The sequence below is a fragment of the Paenibacillus sp. FSL W8-0919 genome (genome assembly GCF_038003785.1).
Taxonomy (GTDB): Bacteria; Bacillota; Bacilli; order Paenibacillales; family Paenibacillaceae; genus Paenibacillus_AQ; species Paenibacillus_AQ lactis.
Map to the genome: position 1 here is coordinate 4,376,211 of NZ_JBBOPV010000001.1, position 19,619 is coordinate 4,395,829.

A 19,619-nucleotide genomic window follows, 5' to 3' on the forward strand; every position below is an offset into this window, starting at 1 on the left:
GGTAAGTTCCATGAGTCATACAATGGGGACATATCAAGCGGTTCTCATGACAAAGGAGGAAAATAACATGTCTGAAATGATTATCAACACAGCCACAACTGCACGTCAAGTGCTGGTGCAGCAGGTGCAGGCGATTCCGGAGGAACTCTTCGATATTCAACCCGCAGGTTTCAACAATACGGTTCGTTGGAATGTCGGCCATATGATGTATTGGATGGATAAGTATTCTGCCCTGATCTTTAACAGTCCGCCGGTCATACCGGACTCTTATGAAACGCTGTTTAACTCTGGAACAAAGCCCTCGGATTGGACGTTCGATCCTCCGTCAAAGGAAGCGATGGTCGAGATGTTAACAGCTCAGCTTTCCCGCTTATCTGAGCTGACACCTGAAATGCTGGGCGAGAAACTTTCAACTCCGTTTGCCATGGGACCGTTCCAATTCAACACCTCTGGTGAGTTGTTAAACTTCATTCTGATTCACGAGTCGTTTCACCTTGGCGTGATCTCGAGCCAGTTAAAGGTTCTAGCGTTGAGTTAAGCCATGCAGTGCAGGTATCCTATTGCTTATTCTTTATATCAAACAAAGGCGATGAATAAAAGGTAAGCAGCTAATAAATCTTGATGAGGAGGATATGTTCATGGAGAAATCTCTTGATTCTGTCCAATCCCGCACTAGTGAAGTGTTTGATGCTTTTAGGCATGCTTTGGAAACAGGGGATACAGCCGATTTTCTTAAACAGGTTACGGAGGATTTTCATTTCTTCGTTCCACTTCCGTTAGAGGGATGGAATCACAAGCAGGAGGGCAAAGGGCGGTTCGAGGAATTAGTCCGGTTCGAGCGCTCCGTATTTCAGATGCAGCTGACTCCCCTCATCGTGCTGGAGGATGATGACAACGGGATGGTGGTGTTTCGCTCGGAAGGTTCGTTAAATGGGCGGCATTTTAGCAATGAGCTTGCTATCGTCTTCGAATTCGAGGGAGAGCGGACCCGCTGCTTCCGGGAGTATGTAGGAATGCCGTTAAAAAACTATGAAAACCCATAAAGATAATGCCATGAGCAGTAAAAGCAAACTCTTTTACAATAATATGAAAAATGAACCGACCGAGGGTCTGGTTCATTTTTTGTTTATGGCTGCAATTTTATCAGCCAGCGGGTAACAAATACTCATTATTGCAGCGATTCCCGGTAACTCCTCCAGGGCTGATTTGAAGCATCGCCCTGACCATCTACAGGGAAAAATTTTTTCACGCACTCCGAAATATCAGTCTTTAGTAGGAGGTCAACCATGTTGAGGTTCTTATAATTAAAGAATGGAAAGGAGAGCCGTAGCACGACGCAAGATGCACATCTTTATAGACAAATTGGAGGTTGAAAAGGTTGAAGCAAGAAAGAAGCACCCATGCACCAAGCCTGCTTCACAATCGGTTCCTGCAGACGATTTTATTATCAAGCGTGCTCCTGCAGATCGGGATCTGGGTACGTAATTTTGCCATTCTTTTGTATATTGCGGATCGAACGAATAATGATCCATACGCCATTTCTTTAATTAGCGTGGCGGAATTCGCGCCTATTTTTGTGTTTTCGTTCATTGGCGGTACATTTGCCGACCGTTGGCGGCCCAAACGAACGATGATCTGGTGCGATTTATTATCCGCGGTATCCGTATTCGTAGTGCTTCTGACCATACATTTCGGTTCATGGCAATCCGTCTACCTGGTCGCATTCATCTCGGCGATTCTTTCGCAGTTCTCGCAGCCTTCAAGCATGCGGTTGTTTAAGTATCATGTGCCTGAGGAACAGCTGCAGCAAGGGATGGCTCTATTCCAATCGCTGATGGCCATCTTTATGGTGCTTGGCCCGATGCTTGGCACCTTCGTATACAGCACGTTTGGCCTGGAAACATCGATCGCTGTAATGGGCGTCGTATTTCTGCTGTCCGCACTCGTTCTTGTCCGCCTGCCTGAGGATAATATGAAGCCGCAAACGGCCGCTGTAAAAGGGCAATTTCGTAAAGATTTCGCCGAAGGCTTCCGTTATGTTTGGCAAAGCCAAGTCCTGCGCATGCTCGGACTCGCATTTATTCTCGCTGGACTCGCTGTTGGCGTAGCCCAAGCGCTCAATCTGTTTATCGTAACGGAGCGTCTGGGACGCAGCGAGGAGTTCCTGCAATACCTGCTGATGGTGAATGGCGGAGCCATGCTGATCGGCGGCGGAGTCGTCGCTGTTTTTGCCAAGAAGGTTCCGCCTCAGCTTCTTCTTGCTGTGGGCATGCTGTCAGGAGCGGTCTGCACAGCCATTGTCGGGTATTCGACGAGCGTACCGGTCACGCTGGCCGTACAATTCGTGAATGGCCTTGTGTTCCCTTGCATTCATATCGGGATTAGCACCATGATCCTCAAATGGTCACATGCTTCCATTGTCGGTCGCGTCAACGGGGTTCTAAATCCAATGTTCGTCGGCATGATGGTCATATCCATGTCTTTCGCCGGCGCGTTAAAGGACGCCTTTCCGCTGAGCACGATCTATGGCGGAGCAGGATTATTATTCCTTCTTGGTGCACTGGTCATGGTGCCGATCATGAAGCAAAAAGCGCCTGAGCACGTGCTTACTGCGCAAGAGACGTAATCTTGCTGCATTAATAAGATTGCGCTAAGAAAACTATCGTTGAATGAATACGTGGAGGCAGCAGGTCTGATGATCTGGCTGCCTTTTCATTAAGCTAACGGCAGGAGTCTGTGATAGTGAGGTCGAAAATTTGGGTGTAACCATCTCGTAATAGAGTCATGGAGACAACGTATTTTACATATTTTGCAGGCGCACTAAAGTCATATTGGGTTAGGGAGGAGAAAGATGGAGTCGAAGGAAGAGCATTATTCACATGATCATATTATGGAATCAATCCGAAATTTATCCGAGAACGATGCAAAGACATTCTTGAACCTTATTTATGCGCTTTTGAGAGATAACACGCTGCCAAGCGAACAATTGGTTTCCCATGTCTTATCCGTTTATGAGAAAAAGATACCGAGAGTGGTTAAGGCAAGGCAGAATAAATGAAGCCCTGAAACCCTTGTCCCGCTTTATTACTTACTTGCAAGTTAGTATCTCACTTATAAGTACGTACTTCCGGATTGTATCGTGTTTACTCTACAATGCTCGTGAAGGCAATAACCAATACGTTCATAAGGAGAGATTAACGATATGGAGCTTCAATTGGCATTGGATTTAGTGAACATTCCGGAAGCGAAACAAGTGGTGGCCGAGGTAGCCGAGCATATTGATATCGTGGAAATCGGCACGCCGGTCGTCATTAACGAAGGGCTGCATGCCGTGAAAGCGATCAAGGAGGCTTTCCCGCATTTGCGAGTGCTTGCCGACCTTAAAATTATGGATGCCGGCGGGTATGAAGTGATGAAAGCATCCGAAGCCGGTGCGGATATTATAACGGTGCTGGGGGTATCCGACGATTCCACGATCAAAGGCGCTGTGGCCGAAGCCCGGAAGCAAGGCAAGCAAGTCATGGTCGATATGATTAATGTAAAAGACATTGAGGGCAGGGCACAGGAGCTTGATGCCTTAGGCGTGGATTATATTTGCGTCCATTCGGGTTATGACCACCAGGCGGAAGGCAAGAATTCCTTCGAGGAATTGGCTGCGATCAAGCGTGTCGTTAAACATGCCAAAACCGCCGTTGCGGGAGGAATCAAGCTGGAGACTCTTCCTGAAGCCATTCAAGCGAAGCCGGATCTTGTCATCGTTGGCGGTGGAATCACGGGTCAATCCGATAAGAAGAGCGTGGCCGCTAAAATGAATCAACTGGTAAAACATGCCTAACCAGATGGGCAAGCCAATCTTTAGGCAGGCCGTTCTAATCGTCAAAGAGCTATCCGAAGCTGTACAGAAGGTCGAAGCCGTTCAGGTTGAAGCACTAATTGAACGAATCCTGCATGCCGATGCCATCTTTGTAGCGGGTGGGGGCAGATCCGGCCTGGTGATGCGAACCTTTGCCATGCGGCTAATGCAGATGGGATATAACGTTCACGTTGTGGGCGACACAGTAACACCAGCGATCGGGTCAGGCGACTTGCTTGTTATCGGTTCAGGTTCAGGAGAAACGCAGAGTCTAGTTGCGATGGCCCAGAAGGCCAAGCATATCGGCTCTGACGTAGCCGCCCTAACGATCCAACCCGAATCTCGCATCGGGCAGCTTTCCGATACGATCGTTCAGCTGCCGGGAAGCACCAAGGAACAGCACCAAGATGCGCTCGTGACCGTCCAGCCGATGGCCTCTCTATTTGAGCAGACAATGTTGATTGTGCTGGATTCCATCATCTTAAGATTGATGGAGGTAAGCGAGCTCCAATCCGACCAGATGTTCAGCCTGCATGCCAATCTGGAGTAGGACACGTCCCTGCGCTATGTACTCCACTTTGATGGGATCTCCGTGACCGTTGTATACTAGTAGGAAAGAAGGGGTGATAATTATGGCAAATGAAGTCAAGAAGCGAATAAATCTCAAAGAAATTAACTGCCATAAGGAGTTAACCCTGGCGGTCATCGGAGGCAAATGGAAGCTGATCATCCTTTGGCATCTTGGCTTGGAGGGCGTTAAACGCTTCGGTGAGCTGAACCGTATGATACCCCACATCACGGAGAAAATGCTGACCAATCAGCTCCGTGAATTGGAGGAGGACCGGCTGGTCCAACGTGTCGTTTACCCCGAGGTTCCGCCCCGAGTCGAATATTCGCTTACGCCTTACGGGGAGAGCTTAATGCCTATCCTGAAATTGATGTACGATTGGGGAAGAGATTACGGCGAACAGGTCGTCTGGACCAAATGAGGGAGCGCTTTATGCGTGCTATGGAGCAAGAGGCTGCATGCGGCATTTTATTATTCAATACAAAAAGCAAGCAGGCTTGCGCAAATAGAACCACCCGTTAATCGGGTGGTTCTATTGACGTTGTCGACTTATTCCTCATTGCGTTTTCGGTGCGTCAATAATATGAAGCTCCTGCTGCCAATTCATTGCGAAATCACTCATGCCGTATATCGTGATTCTGAACTTTCCGCCAGGAAGCTCACCGGCCAGCTTGGAAAGCCCTTTGGGGGTAAGCTGAATCATGACGGCGCGTTTATCCTGCGTGATTCCTGCCTCGAAGTCTTCTCTGTCCACTAACGGGAAGATATCGATGGAATTTTGGCCGAAATCGCCGTTACTGGAGTAATCGACCTGAGCCCTCAGTGGAATGGTCTGAGGATAGGAATATACCGGTTCAGCGGATTGGAATAAGAAGAGTCCTTGAGCGCTGTCGTAGGTTACCCCCGTAACTGTCGGGGGCTCGGAATCAAATCGGATAGGCAATTCGATCTTACCCGCTTCGGCATCCTTCTCGAATACCTTAAAGATGAGGGAGACCGGGCGGTCTTGATTCACATTCGGAACTGGCGCTACCTGGATACCCTGGTCACCGCCAGTCAACTGGATGAGCGATGGATCCGAAGTCTCGATCTCGATATGTCCAATCGTTTCGCCTTCTGACTGAATCTCGAACCCGTAAGCGACAGGATTAAAATGGATTTCCAGTTCTGTGAAAGCATCGTCTCTCGTTACCTTAATTAGGTTTCCAATATTCCTTATATCGTATCGGTCTTCCTCTAGTGAGGAATCTTTAATTCGTGCTGACATGCCGTTCACGCTCAACCTGTTGCTGTTTAACACGAACGATGCATTTTCCTCAGTCAGGGAGATTTTGAGGGGCTTTAAACGACTTCTCTTAAACGCTTCGATTTGTTGGTACAGGTGGTTATATGCGCTGGTCAAACTTTCCACGGTTGAATTTGGGTTGTCCGCAGCGGAGTAAGCATTTAGGATCGCCTGATTCAATTGATCGAACGCGAACGGCGGGTAAGTACCAGCCGTATTCCCCGGGGTTGAGTTATCACGGAGCGTCTCGGCTGATGAAATCAGCTGCTCAAGAAGACTCCTTACGTTGTCCGGCAAATACTGAACCGCGGTCGGCCCGAAGGCTGGTGAGAGCTTTCCATCGGCGCTGCGGACGGCGGTGGAGGCTGATAACGGAGCATACACGACTTCCAACGGTCTGGCCATAGGCTGCGGCTCGGCAAAAGTAACGAGAATATATTGCCCCGTAATCTCAACCCGTTTAATTTCCTGCGGCAATCGCAGCTCTCCATCCTTGGTGTATACGGATATTTCATTGACATTTGGTACGAAGAGGGGGTTAAGTGTCTCTTCGTAAGCGATCGCGAGTGAGCGACCATCGAAAAAATGCAGAGTTGGCTGCTTCATCAGTGGTGCGGAAAGGATAATCTTATTGGAAGGCGCAGACACATTGCCGGCAGCATCGACCGCATACACTTTGTAATCGCCCGGTGACAGATTTAAGGTTGCAATCTGTGTTTCGGTTTGAGCAGCGGCCACGATGGTTTTGTTGGCAAGCTTGTCGGCGACAAAGGATTCAAGCTGGGCTTTCGTGGAGGCGTTCAATGAATATGGAACGAAGTAAACGATACCGGTTTCGCTGCTAGTAACCGCTACGTTATCCCCTACGACGACGGATTCGGCAGACAATAGTCTTACCATTGGAGCCGTAGTGTCCGGCGTGCTTGGGTTGCCGCCCGGATTCGGGTCGCTTGGCGCGGTTGATCCACCGCCGCTGCCCCCGGTGGGTGGCGTTGGATTCTGTGTCGGCTTCTCGGCAGGAGTAGGCGTTTCCTCACCAGGCTTAGGCGTTGGAACTGGCGTTTCAGATGGAGTCTCGAGCTCTTCTTTCACTTTCAGGAATCGGTTGGCTGCTAATGCGACCGATTGCCTGTCCGCCTGACCTGTTGGATTAAACATCTTGTCGTTAATGCCTTTCATGAGCCCAAGCTCCACGGCCGCTGCAACGTGATACTTGGCATAGTCGGCAATGCTTGCCGCATCGGAGAATTTCAATCTACTATCAATGTCTCCAATTTCATCCTTTCCAATACCAACGACGCTTAAGGCTCTTACCAAAAACACCGCCATATCTTGCCGGGATAGGTTCTGTCCCACGCCAAGCATCTCGTTGCCTACGCCTTTAATCAAGCCGGCTTTGACGGCAGCCTCAACGAATGCGTAAGCGTAGTGATCCTCCGGAACGTCTTTGAATGTCGGTTTCTCAGGGTTGGAGTGAATATCAAGCTTTAATGCCTTCGCCAGGATGATGGCAAAGTCCTGGCGCTCGATTTTGCCGGTCGGATCGAACTTGCCGTTGCCCTTTCCATTGATAATACCTTGTTCCACTAATCCCAGAATCGCATCCTTGGCATAGGATTGATTAATATCGTTCAGCGAAATGGAAGCCCCGTGGACGGGATACGTGCATGCGCTCAGCAGCGCAGCCGTGGTCATTACTTTGACGATGAGTTTACGTTTCAGATAAAATCCCCCTCTTGAAATGATAAAATCAATGCCGAATAATGGAATCGGTATGAGATTCGTGATCTTATCATATATGCCGAGGTTCACATCTTGCAATCAAATTTTTAGGAAAATGGTCTGTGATTGAACCGGGGTGAAGGACCTAGTTAACAAAGAGTGATTTCTGATTATTCCATCTAATCTGCAGGCTGATGTTTGATGAGCGGACTCTATTTATTTAGATGTAATGTTCTGGTAGAGTGATACTTTTCACAACTATCGATTTTTGAAATTGCAGCATTCGTTATGGACCGAACAGCAGCTCATAGACAAATACCTTAATCATTCTTGGTAAAAGCCGTAGCATAACATTGGGTTGTACAGGAGAGAATATTTCAATCCGTAGAAGAAGGAGCTGAAGGAGAATGATGAGTCATCCCAAAGATGACTACGGGGTATTGGGTAATGACATCGAAGTCGATTCGGATGTGAATGAGGATCGTAATCGAGAGGAGCAGCTGGATGACTCCTTTGAGTCCTGGTATGAGAGTATGAATAATCAGATCAAGCGGCAGCTAAAGCTCACGAACGTGCCGGAGGACGGTGTTTTCGATTCGGTCGCCGGAACAGATGAAGATTCTGCTCGGCGTTAAGCGCGTGTTCCGCAGAACCGGATTAACCATACTTCAATGCGGGCGCGCATACGAGCGCGAAAGCTCCCACCGAAACGCGTGGTCCCATTGAAATGTAAAACCCACTGTTAAATCATACAGTGGGTTCCGATTAATATTGCTTCCGCCTGCGAAACAATCTAATGATCGCATAAATAATGATGATCCATAGCCCAATGCTAAGTAGTGACAGCAATGGAAACCCTAGCGAAAAACCGGCAAACGGATTGAACAGTGATCCCAATATTGTCCCCAGTGCCAATCCCCCGAATAAACCGCCGAAAAAACCGCCGAACCCCGTTCGCGGCGTTGGCGTTGTTCTCGGTTGGCCCGGATTGCGAACGTTTTGGTCCGGTCTCCGCGTCGTACGCCCAGGGGTACCGATTCCCGGATTATAGGTTCGTCTGGGCGAGCGAAATCCGCCGCGTCTATAGGAATGTATCGTATCATCCTGTTCCTCTTGGCTATGATTTACATTGGGTTCGCCGAAAACTTCGGCCGTGGAACATCCAAAAACCAAAGGAAATACCAAGAGCAGTATCAATAACTTCCTCATCATATGCACCTCCTTCTGTAGTGTGCCCTGCCGGCATAAGAACATTCAGACGTTCCAACACACAGACGAACGACTTGTCTTACGTTTACGAAATACTCGATTTCGTTTGATATTCACTTAACCTTCATGCTTTAGGCTTTTAGAGATAAAAAGCATGAAGGAGGAGCACATGAAGCGAAAATGGATCGCCGGATTATTATCCGGCATACTGATCGGCAGCAGCTTTTTTGAGTTTGCGCTTGCAAACACCCCCGCTTATGCAGCCCCTTCGGGAGCGATGCCCGTGTTCATCTCGGAAATTTATCCCGATGACCGGTCGAATCAGCAAACGATCGAGGGCGCAGGCGGAGCCGATCTGTTCGAATATGTTGAGCTTTACAATCATTCGGGGGCACCGCTCTCGTTCAACGATGAGTTCAACATTCGTTACGACTACAATACGGGCGTGAAGACGCTGACGGTAACGGACACGGTTTACGGCAATCCGGATGGAGTGGTCATCCCGGCGGACAGCCCAGCCGTGCTATGGGTGGAACGAACCAGCTCGTCCATAACCGGGGCTGCCGCCGCCCTGACGGAATCCGATTTCCGGCAGTATCATTCGGTTCCCGACCATGTACCGGTATTCAAGCTTCGGGGACAGGATGGCCTAAACAACACGGACCGCGGTTTATACATAACCCGTAAAGGCGATGACGCCGCCGTAATCAGCAGCTTCTACTATACCGCCGAGGATGTCGGCGACGGCAAGAGCGTGCACCTTCAGCCGCCCTCCGGCGGTTCAGGAATGATTCCTTACGCACGGGAAGCAGCGCCTTCCGCCGGTATCTTCGATCCGGATCAGTTGTTGCCGCCTGACAATCGCATGCCGGATATCAGTCACACGCCGGTCGCCTCGGCCGACCGGACGCAGCCTCTGACCGTAAGTGCAAGCGTCTATGACGAAGACGGCGATGCGTTAGACGTTAAGCTTTATTACAAAACGGCTGTCAATAACCCATACAGCATGATCGATATGATGGATCGCGGGGGGAATCAATTCGATGCGGTCATTCCGGCCGACCAGTTGATCGGCGATAAGCTGTATTATTACATAGAGGCAGCGGATGGGCTTCAACGTTCAAGATCCGGCGATTATGAAACGGTGTTAGCCGGAGCCGTCACCGGCGGAGACGTTCCGCGCATCCTCATTACCGAGATTCTCCCGAACCCGGCCGGGGATTACCGATGGGGAAGCGGCAACCAGTACGAATATGTAGAAATCTACAATCATTCGGATCAGGTACTGGACCTCAAGGATTACACCCTGTGGTATCTGTATCCGAGTCAGACGGCACCGAAAAGTTGGACGATTCCGGATCATACCGCAATCGAGCCTTACAGCTCAGCCGTCATCTGGTTCGCGAAGGAAGCCATCGCCAACGGCAAGGGATATACAACGACGGCCGACTTCAATCTGCACTTTAACAGCACGCTGAACGATAGCGACATTATTTTCTACGATAATTCAAAAGCTTCCGATTTCAATCTTCCGAATTCGCTGCATCGCGGGCTGGCCATTTCAGCGCCGGGTCAGGCAAATTCGTACATCGTGCAGGCCTGGTACGACCCGAGCACGCCGGGCAGCCCGGACAGGCTGGTGAACGACGTTCGTAACGCAGTCGTTCGATATGCCTACCCGGATGCAGGAACGACCATGAAAAGACTGGATAACCGGATGTATGCCAATCCTGGCAGCATTGATCCGGGTCAGGTGCCGCCTATAACGGGCGTGGACATGATTGCACCTACGCTTCAGCATGAACAGACCGCCTATAATTTGGGCAAGGGGCAGGCATATGCTGTGACCGTGACCAGCGACGAGCCGCTTGCTTCAGCTGAGGTATTGATCGGAGCAGCCTCCGAGGAGCCGACGACTTTTACGGACAAGCATGCGCTGCAGCTCGCGTCCCAGGAAAACGGACGTTACGTCTACCAAGGCTCGATCACACTGAATGAAACCGGCGTCTATCGTTATATCATCGACGCGGTCGACAGCAGCGGCAATCGTACACGGATTCCATATAACTCCAGAGGCGGCCTTCTGACCGTTAATGAAGAAAGAACGGGGACGGAGCTGCCGAACCCGGGGTTATCCATTGCAAACGGAAGCATGCTTAGCGGGAATGCATCCTTCTACGCTTACGGCTCCCGTGCCGAGGACGATATCGAGGTTCGCTTCGACGGAAATCCGATGCCACTTCGCAAAGCGCTACCAGGCAAGGTACAGCTCGGCATGCAGACCCGTGGCATCGATCAGATCTACCAAGCGTCGGCAAGCGCGCTGAACGCAAGCGGAGAGACGGTCTTTTTCGCGCGAATCTTGCCCAAATATATCGACGGCGCATGGTCGATGTTCGATATGACACCGGATCTTTTCGTAACCAGTACGACCGTTTCCGTGCATACAGGAAATGAGAACGCTCCTTATCAAGTCAAAGATCACGACAAGGTATTCGGCAAGAACAACCATGATGATTTCGAAGTGATGAATCTTCATCTCGTGCTTCCGGACGGTTCGGTCGTCAAACCGGATAAGGTGCTGAACTACCTGGGCAATCTGGGGCAAACAACCGTGGATTACCGGGAGGATACCTACTACGGATTCGGTGATGCGGATTACGGCAGCAATCCGAACAAGCCGATGATCAGCGACTTCCATTTCCCGATTCCGCTGGACAAGTTTACGGCTAGATATGCCGAGCTTGACACCGCCGCGATAAAGGACGGGATTTATCCTCTAAGCATGTCGATGAATGGTCAAGTCTTCCAGTCCATCGACGTGACCGTGGACAACACCGCACCCGAGATTGAAGGGATATTGTATGGGGAAGGGCAATTATTGACCGACGCCATGCAGCTCAAAGGGACGTTTACGCTGGATGTGGTCGCTTCGGACCAGTTAAGCGGAGTTGCCGAAATTACGGCGGAGCTTGATGGTGAGACGATCACGCTTCCTTACGAGACGTCTTCCACGCTGCTTGCACCGGGCGAGCATATCTTGAGGGTGACCGTACTCGACGGGGCCGGCAATTCGGCGGAGATCTCACGCACCTTCATGATTGAAGAGGAGAAGCCTCTTCTTCCGGGCGAAGTTTCCCCAGCCGATTTCGGGGAGAACGTTGGTTTGAATCCGAGCCTGAGAGCACGGCTCAGCGATCCAAGCGGAGACTCGATGGATGTGCGCTTTTTGGAAGGGGATAAATACGACTTTGCCCGCGCTGACGGAATCGAGGGTCATATCAACGTTGCAGACCGGGAGCCGCCGCTTGTTCTGGAGCCAGACGGCGAGAAGGGGATCGGCAAGGAAGAGGCCGACAAAATGGCTTACCCTGACGGAGATTACCTAACCACGGATACTGATTCCGGATTCCCTTATCATCGATTCGAAGTCCAGCTGGACGAAGCATGGACCGAACAGGATAAGGTAGAGCTGCACTGGGAGGGACGCACGCTTCCGGGACGCATCGTGACGCTGTATGCATGGGATTATGAGACTGGCAAGTGGACAGCGCTGAAGTCGGCCACCGGCGACGATGCCGAATCCGACATCGCCCTGACGGCGGAAGTGGATCCTAAGCGTTATGTGAGAAATGGCAAAATCCAGGCCATGGTGCAGGATGAAGTGAAGAGCGCGAACGCGCCGTTCAACATTTTATGGTTTACGGACACGCAGTATTACGCGGAATCGTACCCGGATATTTTCGATAAACTGGGCGATTGGATCGCGGAAGAATATAAAAAGGGCTTGTTCAGTTATGTCATTCATACAGGTGACATCGTGAACGTGGCTGACGACGAGAAGCAGTGGGCGGTAGCCGACCGCAACCTGAAGAAGCTGGACGAAGCGGGCGTACCGTATGGCGTCCTCGCGGGTAATCACGATGTCATCATTGACGGCGTGGATTACTCCTACTACGGAAAGTATGTCGGGGCCGGCCGATACAAGAACAATCCGTGGTATGGCGGCGAAATGGATAACAACCGCAATCATTACGACCTCGTATCGTTTGGAGGCCATGACTTTATTTTCCTGTACATCGGCTTCGGACTTGAAGACACACCGGAAACCATTGCTTGGGCCAACGAGGCGCTGAAGAAGCATGCGGACCGCATCGCGATCGTGGGCATGCATGCCTATCTGGAGAGCAACGGCACCTTGTCAAATATGGCACAGCGCGTGTTTGACAAGGTCATTGCGCCGAACAAAAACGTGCAGCTCGTACTAAGCGGGCATTATCATGCCGCGAATAGGGTCGTGAAGACTGTGACGCATCCGGACGGATCGACGAGACAGGTGATCGAAATGCTGGCAGATTATCAGGGTGGGCCGAATGGCGGAAACGGCTATCTGCGCCTGCTTCAATTCGATCCGGTCTCAGGTACGCTGGACGTGGATACTTACTCGCCTTACTTGGACGATTACAATTTCTTTGACGACGCCATCGAGGATTTTATCGAGCCGTTTGCGTTCAGGGACATTCAAAAACGGGTGGCAACCGATTATTTTGCAGTCAACGTGTACAAAAATAAGCTGATTGGCGAGAAAAAAGACGTGAAATCCGGAGAAATTGCCTCAGCCGCATGGAAGGGGCTTAAAGCCGGCAAAACGTATTACTGGTATATGGATATTACCGATGAATTCGGCGCCAAGCAGCTGAGCTCAATCTATCGTTTTACGACCTCGAAGAAAACGTCTCCGCCTGGAGGCGGAAATGACGGCGGGGGCAACAATGGTGGCGGCAATAACGGTAATAACGGCAACAACGGCAACAACGGAAATAACGACGGCAGTAATCAACCAGGCCAAAGCAAGCCAGGTGGAAAACCACCGGCCACTGGACCTTCCAGACCAGGAACGATTACGGCGCAAATCGCCATAAACGGCCAGAGGGCTCAAGCAGCCGTCAGCGAATCGGAGCTTAGCAGTGCCTTCGAGAGCGTCTCTGCGAACGCGCGCGGAATCAAGACCGTGACGATCCAGCTGGACGAAAGCGCCCGCTCGTTCAACGGCGAAATCGTCATCCAGGTTCCGTCAGCTTACTTGAACCGCAATCACGCGCGGGAACGGATCGAGATCGTTACGCCGCAGGCAACCGTGAAGCTGGCTTCCGATATGCTGAACCGTCTGCCGGATGCAGGGCAGTTCACGGGTATCGTGGTACGGGCGGGTGATCGAAGCCTGTTGTCCACGGACCAGCTTGCCGGGATCGCTAATAGACCGGTCGTTGAGTTGCTGCTGCAAATCGATGGCAAGACGGTGGAATGGCCGGGAAGTACTACCCCAGTATCCGTCTCGCTCCACTATGCAGCCAAGACCGACGAACGAACGGATCAGCTGGTCGCGTGGGAAGTCGATGCGATGGGAGCGATAACCACTGTCCTGAACGCATTTTACAATGAAGAGCTTCGTGCTCTGACGTTCGAGACAGGCAAGCTTGGCACATATGCGATTGCATATAAGCCGGTATCCTATCGGGATGTGGAACCAGGAAGCTGGTATGCAGACGCCGTCCATTTCCTTTCTGCCCGTGACATTATTAAGGGGGCGGGAGGAGGACGGTATCTGCCGCAGAAGGAGATCAGCCGGGCCGATTTCCTGGTCATGGCGATGAACGCCTTCGGCATAAATCCGGAGAATACGGATGAAGACGGTAATTTTGCCGATGCGGGCAGCCGCTACTATACGCCGTATCTATCTACAGCGAAGAAGCTGGGATTTGTCCATGGAACGGGAGATAACCGGTTCAGACCAGAGGACTCGATCACGCGTCAGGATATGGTCGTCATGCTCCATGCGATGATGAAATCGGTTGGCAGCGAGCTGCCGGGCGGAGGAAAGAGGATCGAAAGCTATACCGATGCGAAGGACGTATCCGGTTATGCGAAGGACGCGATGGACTACATGCTGGATGCCGGAATGCTTCAAGGCACCATTGGAGGCAAGCTGTCACCGAAGTCTGTTACCAATCGGGCCATGGCAGCGCAGCTGATGTACAACTACCTGCTCAGAAGCCGGGAGGCTTCGTAAGAAACGGAGTAAGGGTCGAGCTGGTATCATATGCATATGAGATGGATTTATGTGTTCGAGCGGGAGGAACCTCCCGCTCTTTTTTTTCGTTGAAGTAAAATTTCGAGGCCCTTTCTCACCGACCGGAAGATCAATCTGACATCTAAAAATCCGTCCCGTTTTTATTAATAACGAATTTACTATCATTCGTAATTATGATACCGTATGAGCATGGAGATGTACGAAAGGAGCATGGACTAAAAATGGCAGATATCCTGTAATGGTGAAGGAATGGAAAGGATATGTTGATCCCTTTTTTATTAAAGGGTCAATTTCCCATTTTTTGTTTAACCATTATTGGATCGCTGGGTTCATGTGCTATAAATACACCGGGCGAATTCCTTTTTAGGTATTCGCTTTTTTTATGGGTGAGCTTACGTCTCCATTAGCACGTCAATCGGCGTTTCCGTGAGGAGATGAAGGGTATGAAAAGATTAATGAATAAGATTGCCATTGTTACGGGCGCCAGTCGGGAGATGGGCATAGGTACTGCAATATGCCTGGAATTAGCAAGAGAAGGCGCTGACATCTTTTTCACTCATTGGTCAGCCTATGATCAAGGCATGGACTATTTTGTTAATGAGGATTTGGACTGGGCAGAACATCTTATGGAGGAAATCCGCAGCTTGGGCGTAAGGTGCGAATCCATGGAGTTGGATTTATCTCAGATTGAAGCACCGGAAATGCTTCTTAATGAGGTTCAGGAGAGGCTGGGCTTGCCGTTCATTCTTGTAAATAATGCAACCCATTCCGTAGATGTTGATTTTCGCTCGCTTAATGCGGATATCCTTGATGCTCATTATAACGTGAACATTCGAGGAACGTGTCTTTTGACGGTTGAGTTCGCTCGTCGAATTGAAGGCACACACGGTGGCCGAATTATTAACCTGGTATCGGGTCAGGACAAATCACCTCAACCTGGAAATTTGGCTTATGTTTCGACCAAGGGGGCGATTTCCACTTTTACGAAATCCGTTGCTCTCGAATTAGCGCCGCTTCATATCACCGTTAATGCAGTAGACCCTGGACCAACAGACACTGGATGGATGAACGGTGAATTGAAAGAATACTTGCTACCGAGATTCCCTATGGGGCGGATCGGTGAACCTAAAGATGCTGCCAAATTAATCGTTTTTCTAGCAAGCGAAGAATCTGAATGGATTACGGGACAGATTATTCATTCCGATGGAGGCTTCTGGTGAGTTCTCCTCAGTGGTTGACTGATTAAAAAATCAAAGCTGCCGGATCCATGGTCGACTCGGCAGCTTTGCCGCGTTATAAGAGATATCAATTAGGAGTTGATAGTTACCCGGGTTCGATATACGGATTGCCGCTCCACCCACCCAGTGAAGAGATCCGCGCAAGGTTAAGGTTTACGGCGGTATACCAAAAGGAGATAGCAGGATGGCAACCAATCAAACGGTTCGTTTGGCAATCGAAGAATCTATACAATTCCTTGAACCCACTTCGCAATGGGTGACAGCCCACGGTGAACACACCCGCCAGAAATGGGATGGGGCATGATGGCATATGTCTGTGCTTTATGAAATGGGAGAGGTGAGTCAGATTCCCGAATCTGTGATCGCCAGAGCCAAACATTTACTCGAAACTCAAGTGTGGCAGACTTGGGGATAGCCACGCCTTACGCCGGAGGAAACTTTTTTCATGCAAAGTCGCTTATCGGCGGCTTTTTTTATTATCGATGGATACGTTATATGACATTAGATGACATCATTATGGGCTAGAATAAGTGGTAAATCCCGAAAGGAGAAACAAAGCATGGAACGTAAAATCATTTTAGATTTAGCCGTAACTTTGGATGGTTATATTGAAGGAAAGAATGGGGAAGTAGATTGGTGCATTATGGACCCGGAGATGGGGTTTTTGGATTTCTTGAATCAAATCGATACGATATTGTATGGAAGAAAAAGTTATGATTTGTGGGGCCAATTCACGCCGGATCCGGATCAATCGGACGCTGATCATGAGCTTTGGTCAATCGTTCACAGTAAAGAAAAATATGTGTTTTCCCGGACGCAATCAGGAAACGATCATAAAGCAATCTACATCAACGATCATATTCTTGAAGAAGTACATGCAATAAAGAATAAGCCGGGTAAAGACATCTGGTTATATGGAGGAGCAAGCCTCATTACAACCTTTATCCAGTTAGGGCTGGTTGATGTATTCAGATTATCGGTTCACCCTGTCGTTTTGGGAGAAGGAAAACCGTTGTTCGTGGATATCAAGGAAAGGTTGAATTTAAAGCTGGTGAATACAAGAACGTTCTCCTCAGGAGTCGTGCAGCTCATCTATCATTTGGATGGAAGAGAAAAGTGAACCGGGTTAACCTCGGGAAGATGTTTTAGTTAAATGATAGCTCTGTTTGATCATGTCGTGAATTTCTTCTTCTGGTACGGTGCCGTCAAGAATAATAGAATTCCAATGGTTTTTATTAAGGTGAAAGGCCGGAACTACTGCAGTGTATGCCTGGCGTAAGAACTCGAGCATGCCGGGTTCGCATTTTACATTGATCCAAATAAGATGGTCTTTTTCAAAAATCCAAGCAAAAACTTTATTGTTATCTTGATGCCGAATCACTGTCCAATTTTTATCACGAAATGGTTGATCCTCATACGCATGGCTCAAACTCAAACAGTAATCAATGGCTTCCTGTCTACTTCGCATTCATAACTCCCCCAACCTATAACCTACAAAAATGCCGTGGCTTGTACGGCATTTTTGTATGCACTCCTAATCAACATCAAGTGCAGAACTACTATTAACATAACAAATATGGTTGTCGGGGGACAAGCTGAAGCTGAAAGGAACACGGATCGACACTTGGTTCCTTTCATTTAATCAGACTATCACTACGTGGGGGTGCTGTGAGTAATGATAACGCTGAGTCGATGCAGCTATCGATCCATTCCCGATTAGGATTGGATTTCTTTAATACCGTTATTCCGATGAAAGCTACCACAAGGGACTGGGCTATCGCCCGATCGTTGATCGATTCGTCGATCTCTCCGGAGCGTATCCCTCGTTTAAGGGCATCTTCAAACATCGCCGCTAAATATTGTTGATGCTCTCGCGTCAAAATTTCAAACTTCGCATCGTGCGGAGCGAGCTCCACCATCGTATTAATGCAGAAGCAGCCATTCTGCTCAAGGGTTCCGTCAGGGAACGCCCCTTCCAGAAACAAGCGCCTGAAGGCAGTCTTGACACTCGTACTTTCGTTAAGCTTCAAGCGAATGGATTTAGCGTGTATTTCGTTATACTTTCGAAGGGCTGATTCAAACAAAGATAATTTGTCTCCAAATGCAGCATATAAACTAGGTTTCTGAATCTTCATTCGTGAAGTTAAGTCACTAAGTGAAGTCGCCTCGTATCCTTTTTCCCAAAACACATGCATTGCCTCCGTTAAAGCCTGTTGTTCATCAAATTCACGAATTCTAGCCATAACCCCTCCTGATTAAATACCTTTAAGTACATAATATTTTATCGAAGAATATTGATTAAATCAACCAATTGTTGACATTCATCCATTTATGTGAGTTAATTGGTCTCGAAATAACATACCGATCGGTACATTTAAGGAGGCTGATTCAATGTCGAGTTCACCTAAGCTTCGTCCGAATAACACGGAATCACAAGCTCAACTATCGAGCGCGTCGGTTTTTCTTTATGCGGTTATCTGCGGATCGGCAGTAGCAACGGTTTATTTCTCCCAACCTTTGCTCGATATGATGGCTATTGAGTTTGGTATGAATAGCTCTATCATCGGTACGGTAGTAACCGTGACCCAGATTTGTTATGCGTTTGGGTTATTGTTCTTGGTGCCGTTAGGGGATATGTTTAATCCGCGTCGGCTTGTAACGGGGATGATCGTGTTATTATCGATCGCATTAAGTATCGTCGCATTAGCTTCAAAACCTTGGTTTCTATTCCTCGGCTTGGGGACGGTTGGATTCCAGGCTGTAGTTGCACAAGTGCTTGTTGCTCTTGCCGCTGATCGAGCACCGCAATACAGACGTGGCCGCACGATTGGAGTTGTTACTAGTGGAATTGTAATAGGGATACTACTGGCCCGTACCTTTTCGGGCACCTTAGCGGATATGAACGGATGGCGTTCCGTTTATATCGTCTCGGCAGTGATCATGATCTCATTGGCTTTTGTGTTCCTAACCGTTACACCCGATACAAGACGTCCGCCAAGTAAGAACTCGTACAGGGAAGTACTCCGCTCCATAAAAGATCTATTCGTACAAATCCCCCTATTGAGAATTCGCGGCCTCCTTGCCTTCTTCATTTTTTCGGACTTTAGTATTCTATGGTCCTCAATGGTTTTGCCGATGAGCTCCCCTCCACTTTCGTTCAGCCACAGCGTAATTGGATTGTTTGGACTCGCAGGTGCAGCGGGGGCGTTGGCCGCGAGCAGCGCCGGGCGACTGGCAGATCGGGGATTAGGACAACGGACAACAGGAATCGCGTTGTTGCTGTTATTGTTCGCATGGCTCCCAATCGGGTTACTACTGCATTCCATGTGGCTTTTCATCATAGGGATCCTTATGTTGGATTTCGCAGTGCAAGCGATTCACGTTACCAATCAAAGCATGATTTTAAGTGTTCGTCCGGAAGCAAGGAGCAGGTTAACTGCCGGGTACATGGTCTTTTATTCCTTTGGAAGTGCAACGGGTGCAATCGCGTCAACCTGGATTTATTCTTGGGCAGGGTGGTCCGGCGTGTGCATGCTGGGGGCTCTAGTAAGCATGATCGCCTTGATATTTTGGGCTTGTACTTTGAATACGTCCGATTGTTCTCATAATAATCAGCAATAAATTGAAGGTAATCTTTAGGAAGACCAAACATG

The 19,619-nt window shown here is 49.3% G+C and carries 14 protein-coding genes; 11 read left to right on the forward strand and 3 right to left on the reverse strand.

The window, feature by feature from the left end; all coding sequences use genetic code 11:
• Positions 1-67 precede the first annotated feature (67 nt).
• From NST44_RS19850 to NST44_RS19875, 6 genes are all read left to right on the forward strand, one after another.
• A complete protein-coding gene (locus NST44_RS19850; protein ID WP_007128197.1) occupies positions 68-538 on the forward strand; it encodes a DinB family protein in 471 nt (156 codons plus the stop codon).
• A 100-nt stretch (positions 539-638) separates the two neighbouring features.
• Positions 639-1,043: a nuclear transport factor 2 family protein gene (locus tag NST44_RS19855; protein WP_007128196.1), complete on the forward strand. Its 405-nt coding sequence runs from the start codon at positions 639-641 to the stop codon at positions 1,041-1,043.
• A gap of 335 nt (positions 1,044-1,378) precedes the next feature.
• A complete protein-coding gene (locus NST44_RS19860; RefSeq protein WP_007128195.1) occupies positions 1,379-2,626 on the forward strand; it encodes an MFS transporter in 1,248 nt (415 codons plus the stop codon).
• Between the two features lie 576 nt (positions 2,627-3,202).
• On the forward strand, positions 3,203-3,835 hold the full coding sequence (gene hxlA / locus NST44_RS19865; RefSeq protein ID WP_007128193.1) for a 3-hexulose-6-phosphate synthase: 633 nt from the start codon (positions 3,203-3,205) through the stop codon (positions 3,833-3,835).
• Positions 3,828-4,403 carry a 6-phospho-3-hexuloisomerase gene (hxlB, locus tag NST44_RS19870; RefSeq protein ID WP_007128192.1) on the forward strand — a complete coding sequence of 192 codons (576 nt, stop codon included), beginning with the start codon at positions 3,828-3,830 and terminating at the stop codon, positions 4,401-4,403. Before hxlA ends, hxlB begins: the two co-directional genes overlap by 8 nt.
• 82 nt (positions 4,404-4,485) lie before the next feature.
• Entirely contained in the window at positions 4,486-4,842 is a 357-nt protein-coding gene (locus NST44_RS19875) for a winged helix-turn-helix transcriptional regulator (RefSeq protein WP_144878342.1), read from the forward strand.
• 135 nt (positions 4,843-4,977) lie between these two features.
• Here NST44_RS19875 and NST44_RS19880 read toward each other — a convergent pair whose 3' ends face one another.
• Positions 4,978-7,518 (reverse strand): S-layer homology domain-containing protein, encoded by a 2,541-nt coding sequence (locus NST44_RS19880; protein ID WP_007128190.1) that lies wholly within the window; start codon positions 7,516-7,518, stop codon positions 4,978-4,980.
• A 317-nt stretch (positions 7,519-7,835) separates the two neighbouring features.
• Here NST44_RS19880 and NST44_RS19885 point away from each other — a divergent pair, with 317 nt between their 5' ends.
• The 4 genes from NST44_RS19885 to NST44_RS19900 all read left to right on the forward strand — a co-directional run bounded on the left by NST44_RS19885 (position 7,836) and on the right by NST44_RS19900 (position 17,086).
• Positions 7,836-8,063, forward strand: coding sequence for a hypothetical protein (locus NST44_RS19885; RefSeq protein WP_007128189.1), 228 nt, complete (start codon positions 7,836-7,838; stop codon positions 8,061-8,063).
• Between the two features lie 743 nt (positions 8,064-8,806).
• Positions 8,807-14,707, forward strand: coding sequence for an S-layer homology domain-containing protein (locus NST44_RS19890; protein WP_340900467.1), 5,901 nt, complete (start codon positions 8,807-8,809; stop codon positions 14,705-14,707).
• Positions 14,708-15,171: 464 nt separating this feature from the next.
• Positions 15,172-15,948 carry an SDR family oxidoreductase gene (locus NST44_RS19895; protein WP_213615756.1) on the forward strand — a complete coding sequence of 259 codons (777 nt, stop codon included), beginning with the start codon at positions 15,172-15,174 and terminating at the stop codon, positions 15,946-15,948.
• A 577-nt stretch (positions 15,949-16,525) separates the two neighbouring features.
• A complete protein-coding gene (locus tag NST44_RS19900) occupies positions 16,526-17,086 on the forward strand; it encodes a dihydrofolate reductase family protein (protein ID WP_213615754.1) in 561 nt (186 codons plus the stop codon).
• Positions 17,087-17,092: 6 nt separating this feature from the next.
• Here the strand turns inward: NST44_RS19900 and NST44_RS19905 are convergent, their stop codons facing one another.
• Entirely contained in the window at positions 17,093-17,434 is a 342-nt protein-coding gene (locus NST44_RS19905; protein WP_007128183.1) for an MmcQ/YjbR family DNA-binding protein, read from the reverse strand.
• A gap of 166 nt (positions 17,435-17,600) precedes the next feature.
• A complete protein-coding gene (locus tag NST44_RS19910; protein ID WP_028405963.1) occupies positions 17,601-18,209 on the reverse strand; it encodes a TetR/AcrR family transcriptional regulator in 609 nt (202 codons plus the stop codon).
• A gap of 148 nt (positions 18,210-18,357) precedes the next feature.
• On the opposite strand from NST44_RS19910, the gene NST44_RS19915 reads away from it, so the two are divergent.
• Positions 18,358-19,587: an MFS transporter gene (locus tag NST44_RS19915; protein ID WP_340900468.1), complete on the forward strand. Its 1,230-nt coding sequence runs from the start codon at positions 18,358-18,360 to the stop codon at positions 19,585-19,587.
• Positions 19,588-19,619 lie beyond the last annotated feature (32 nt).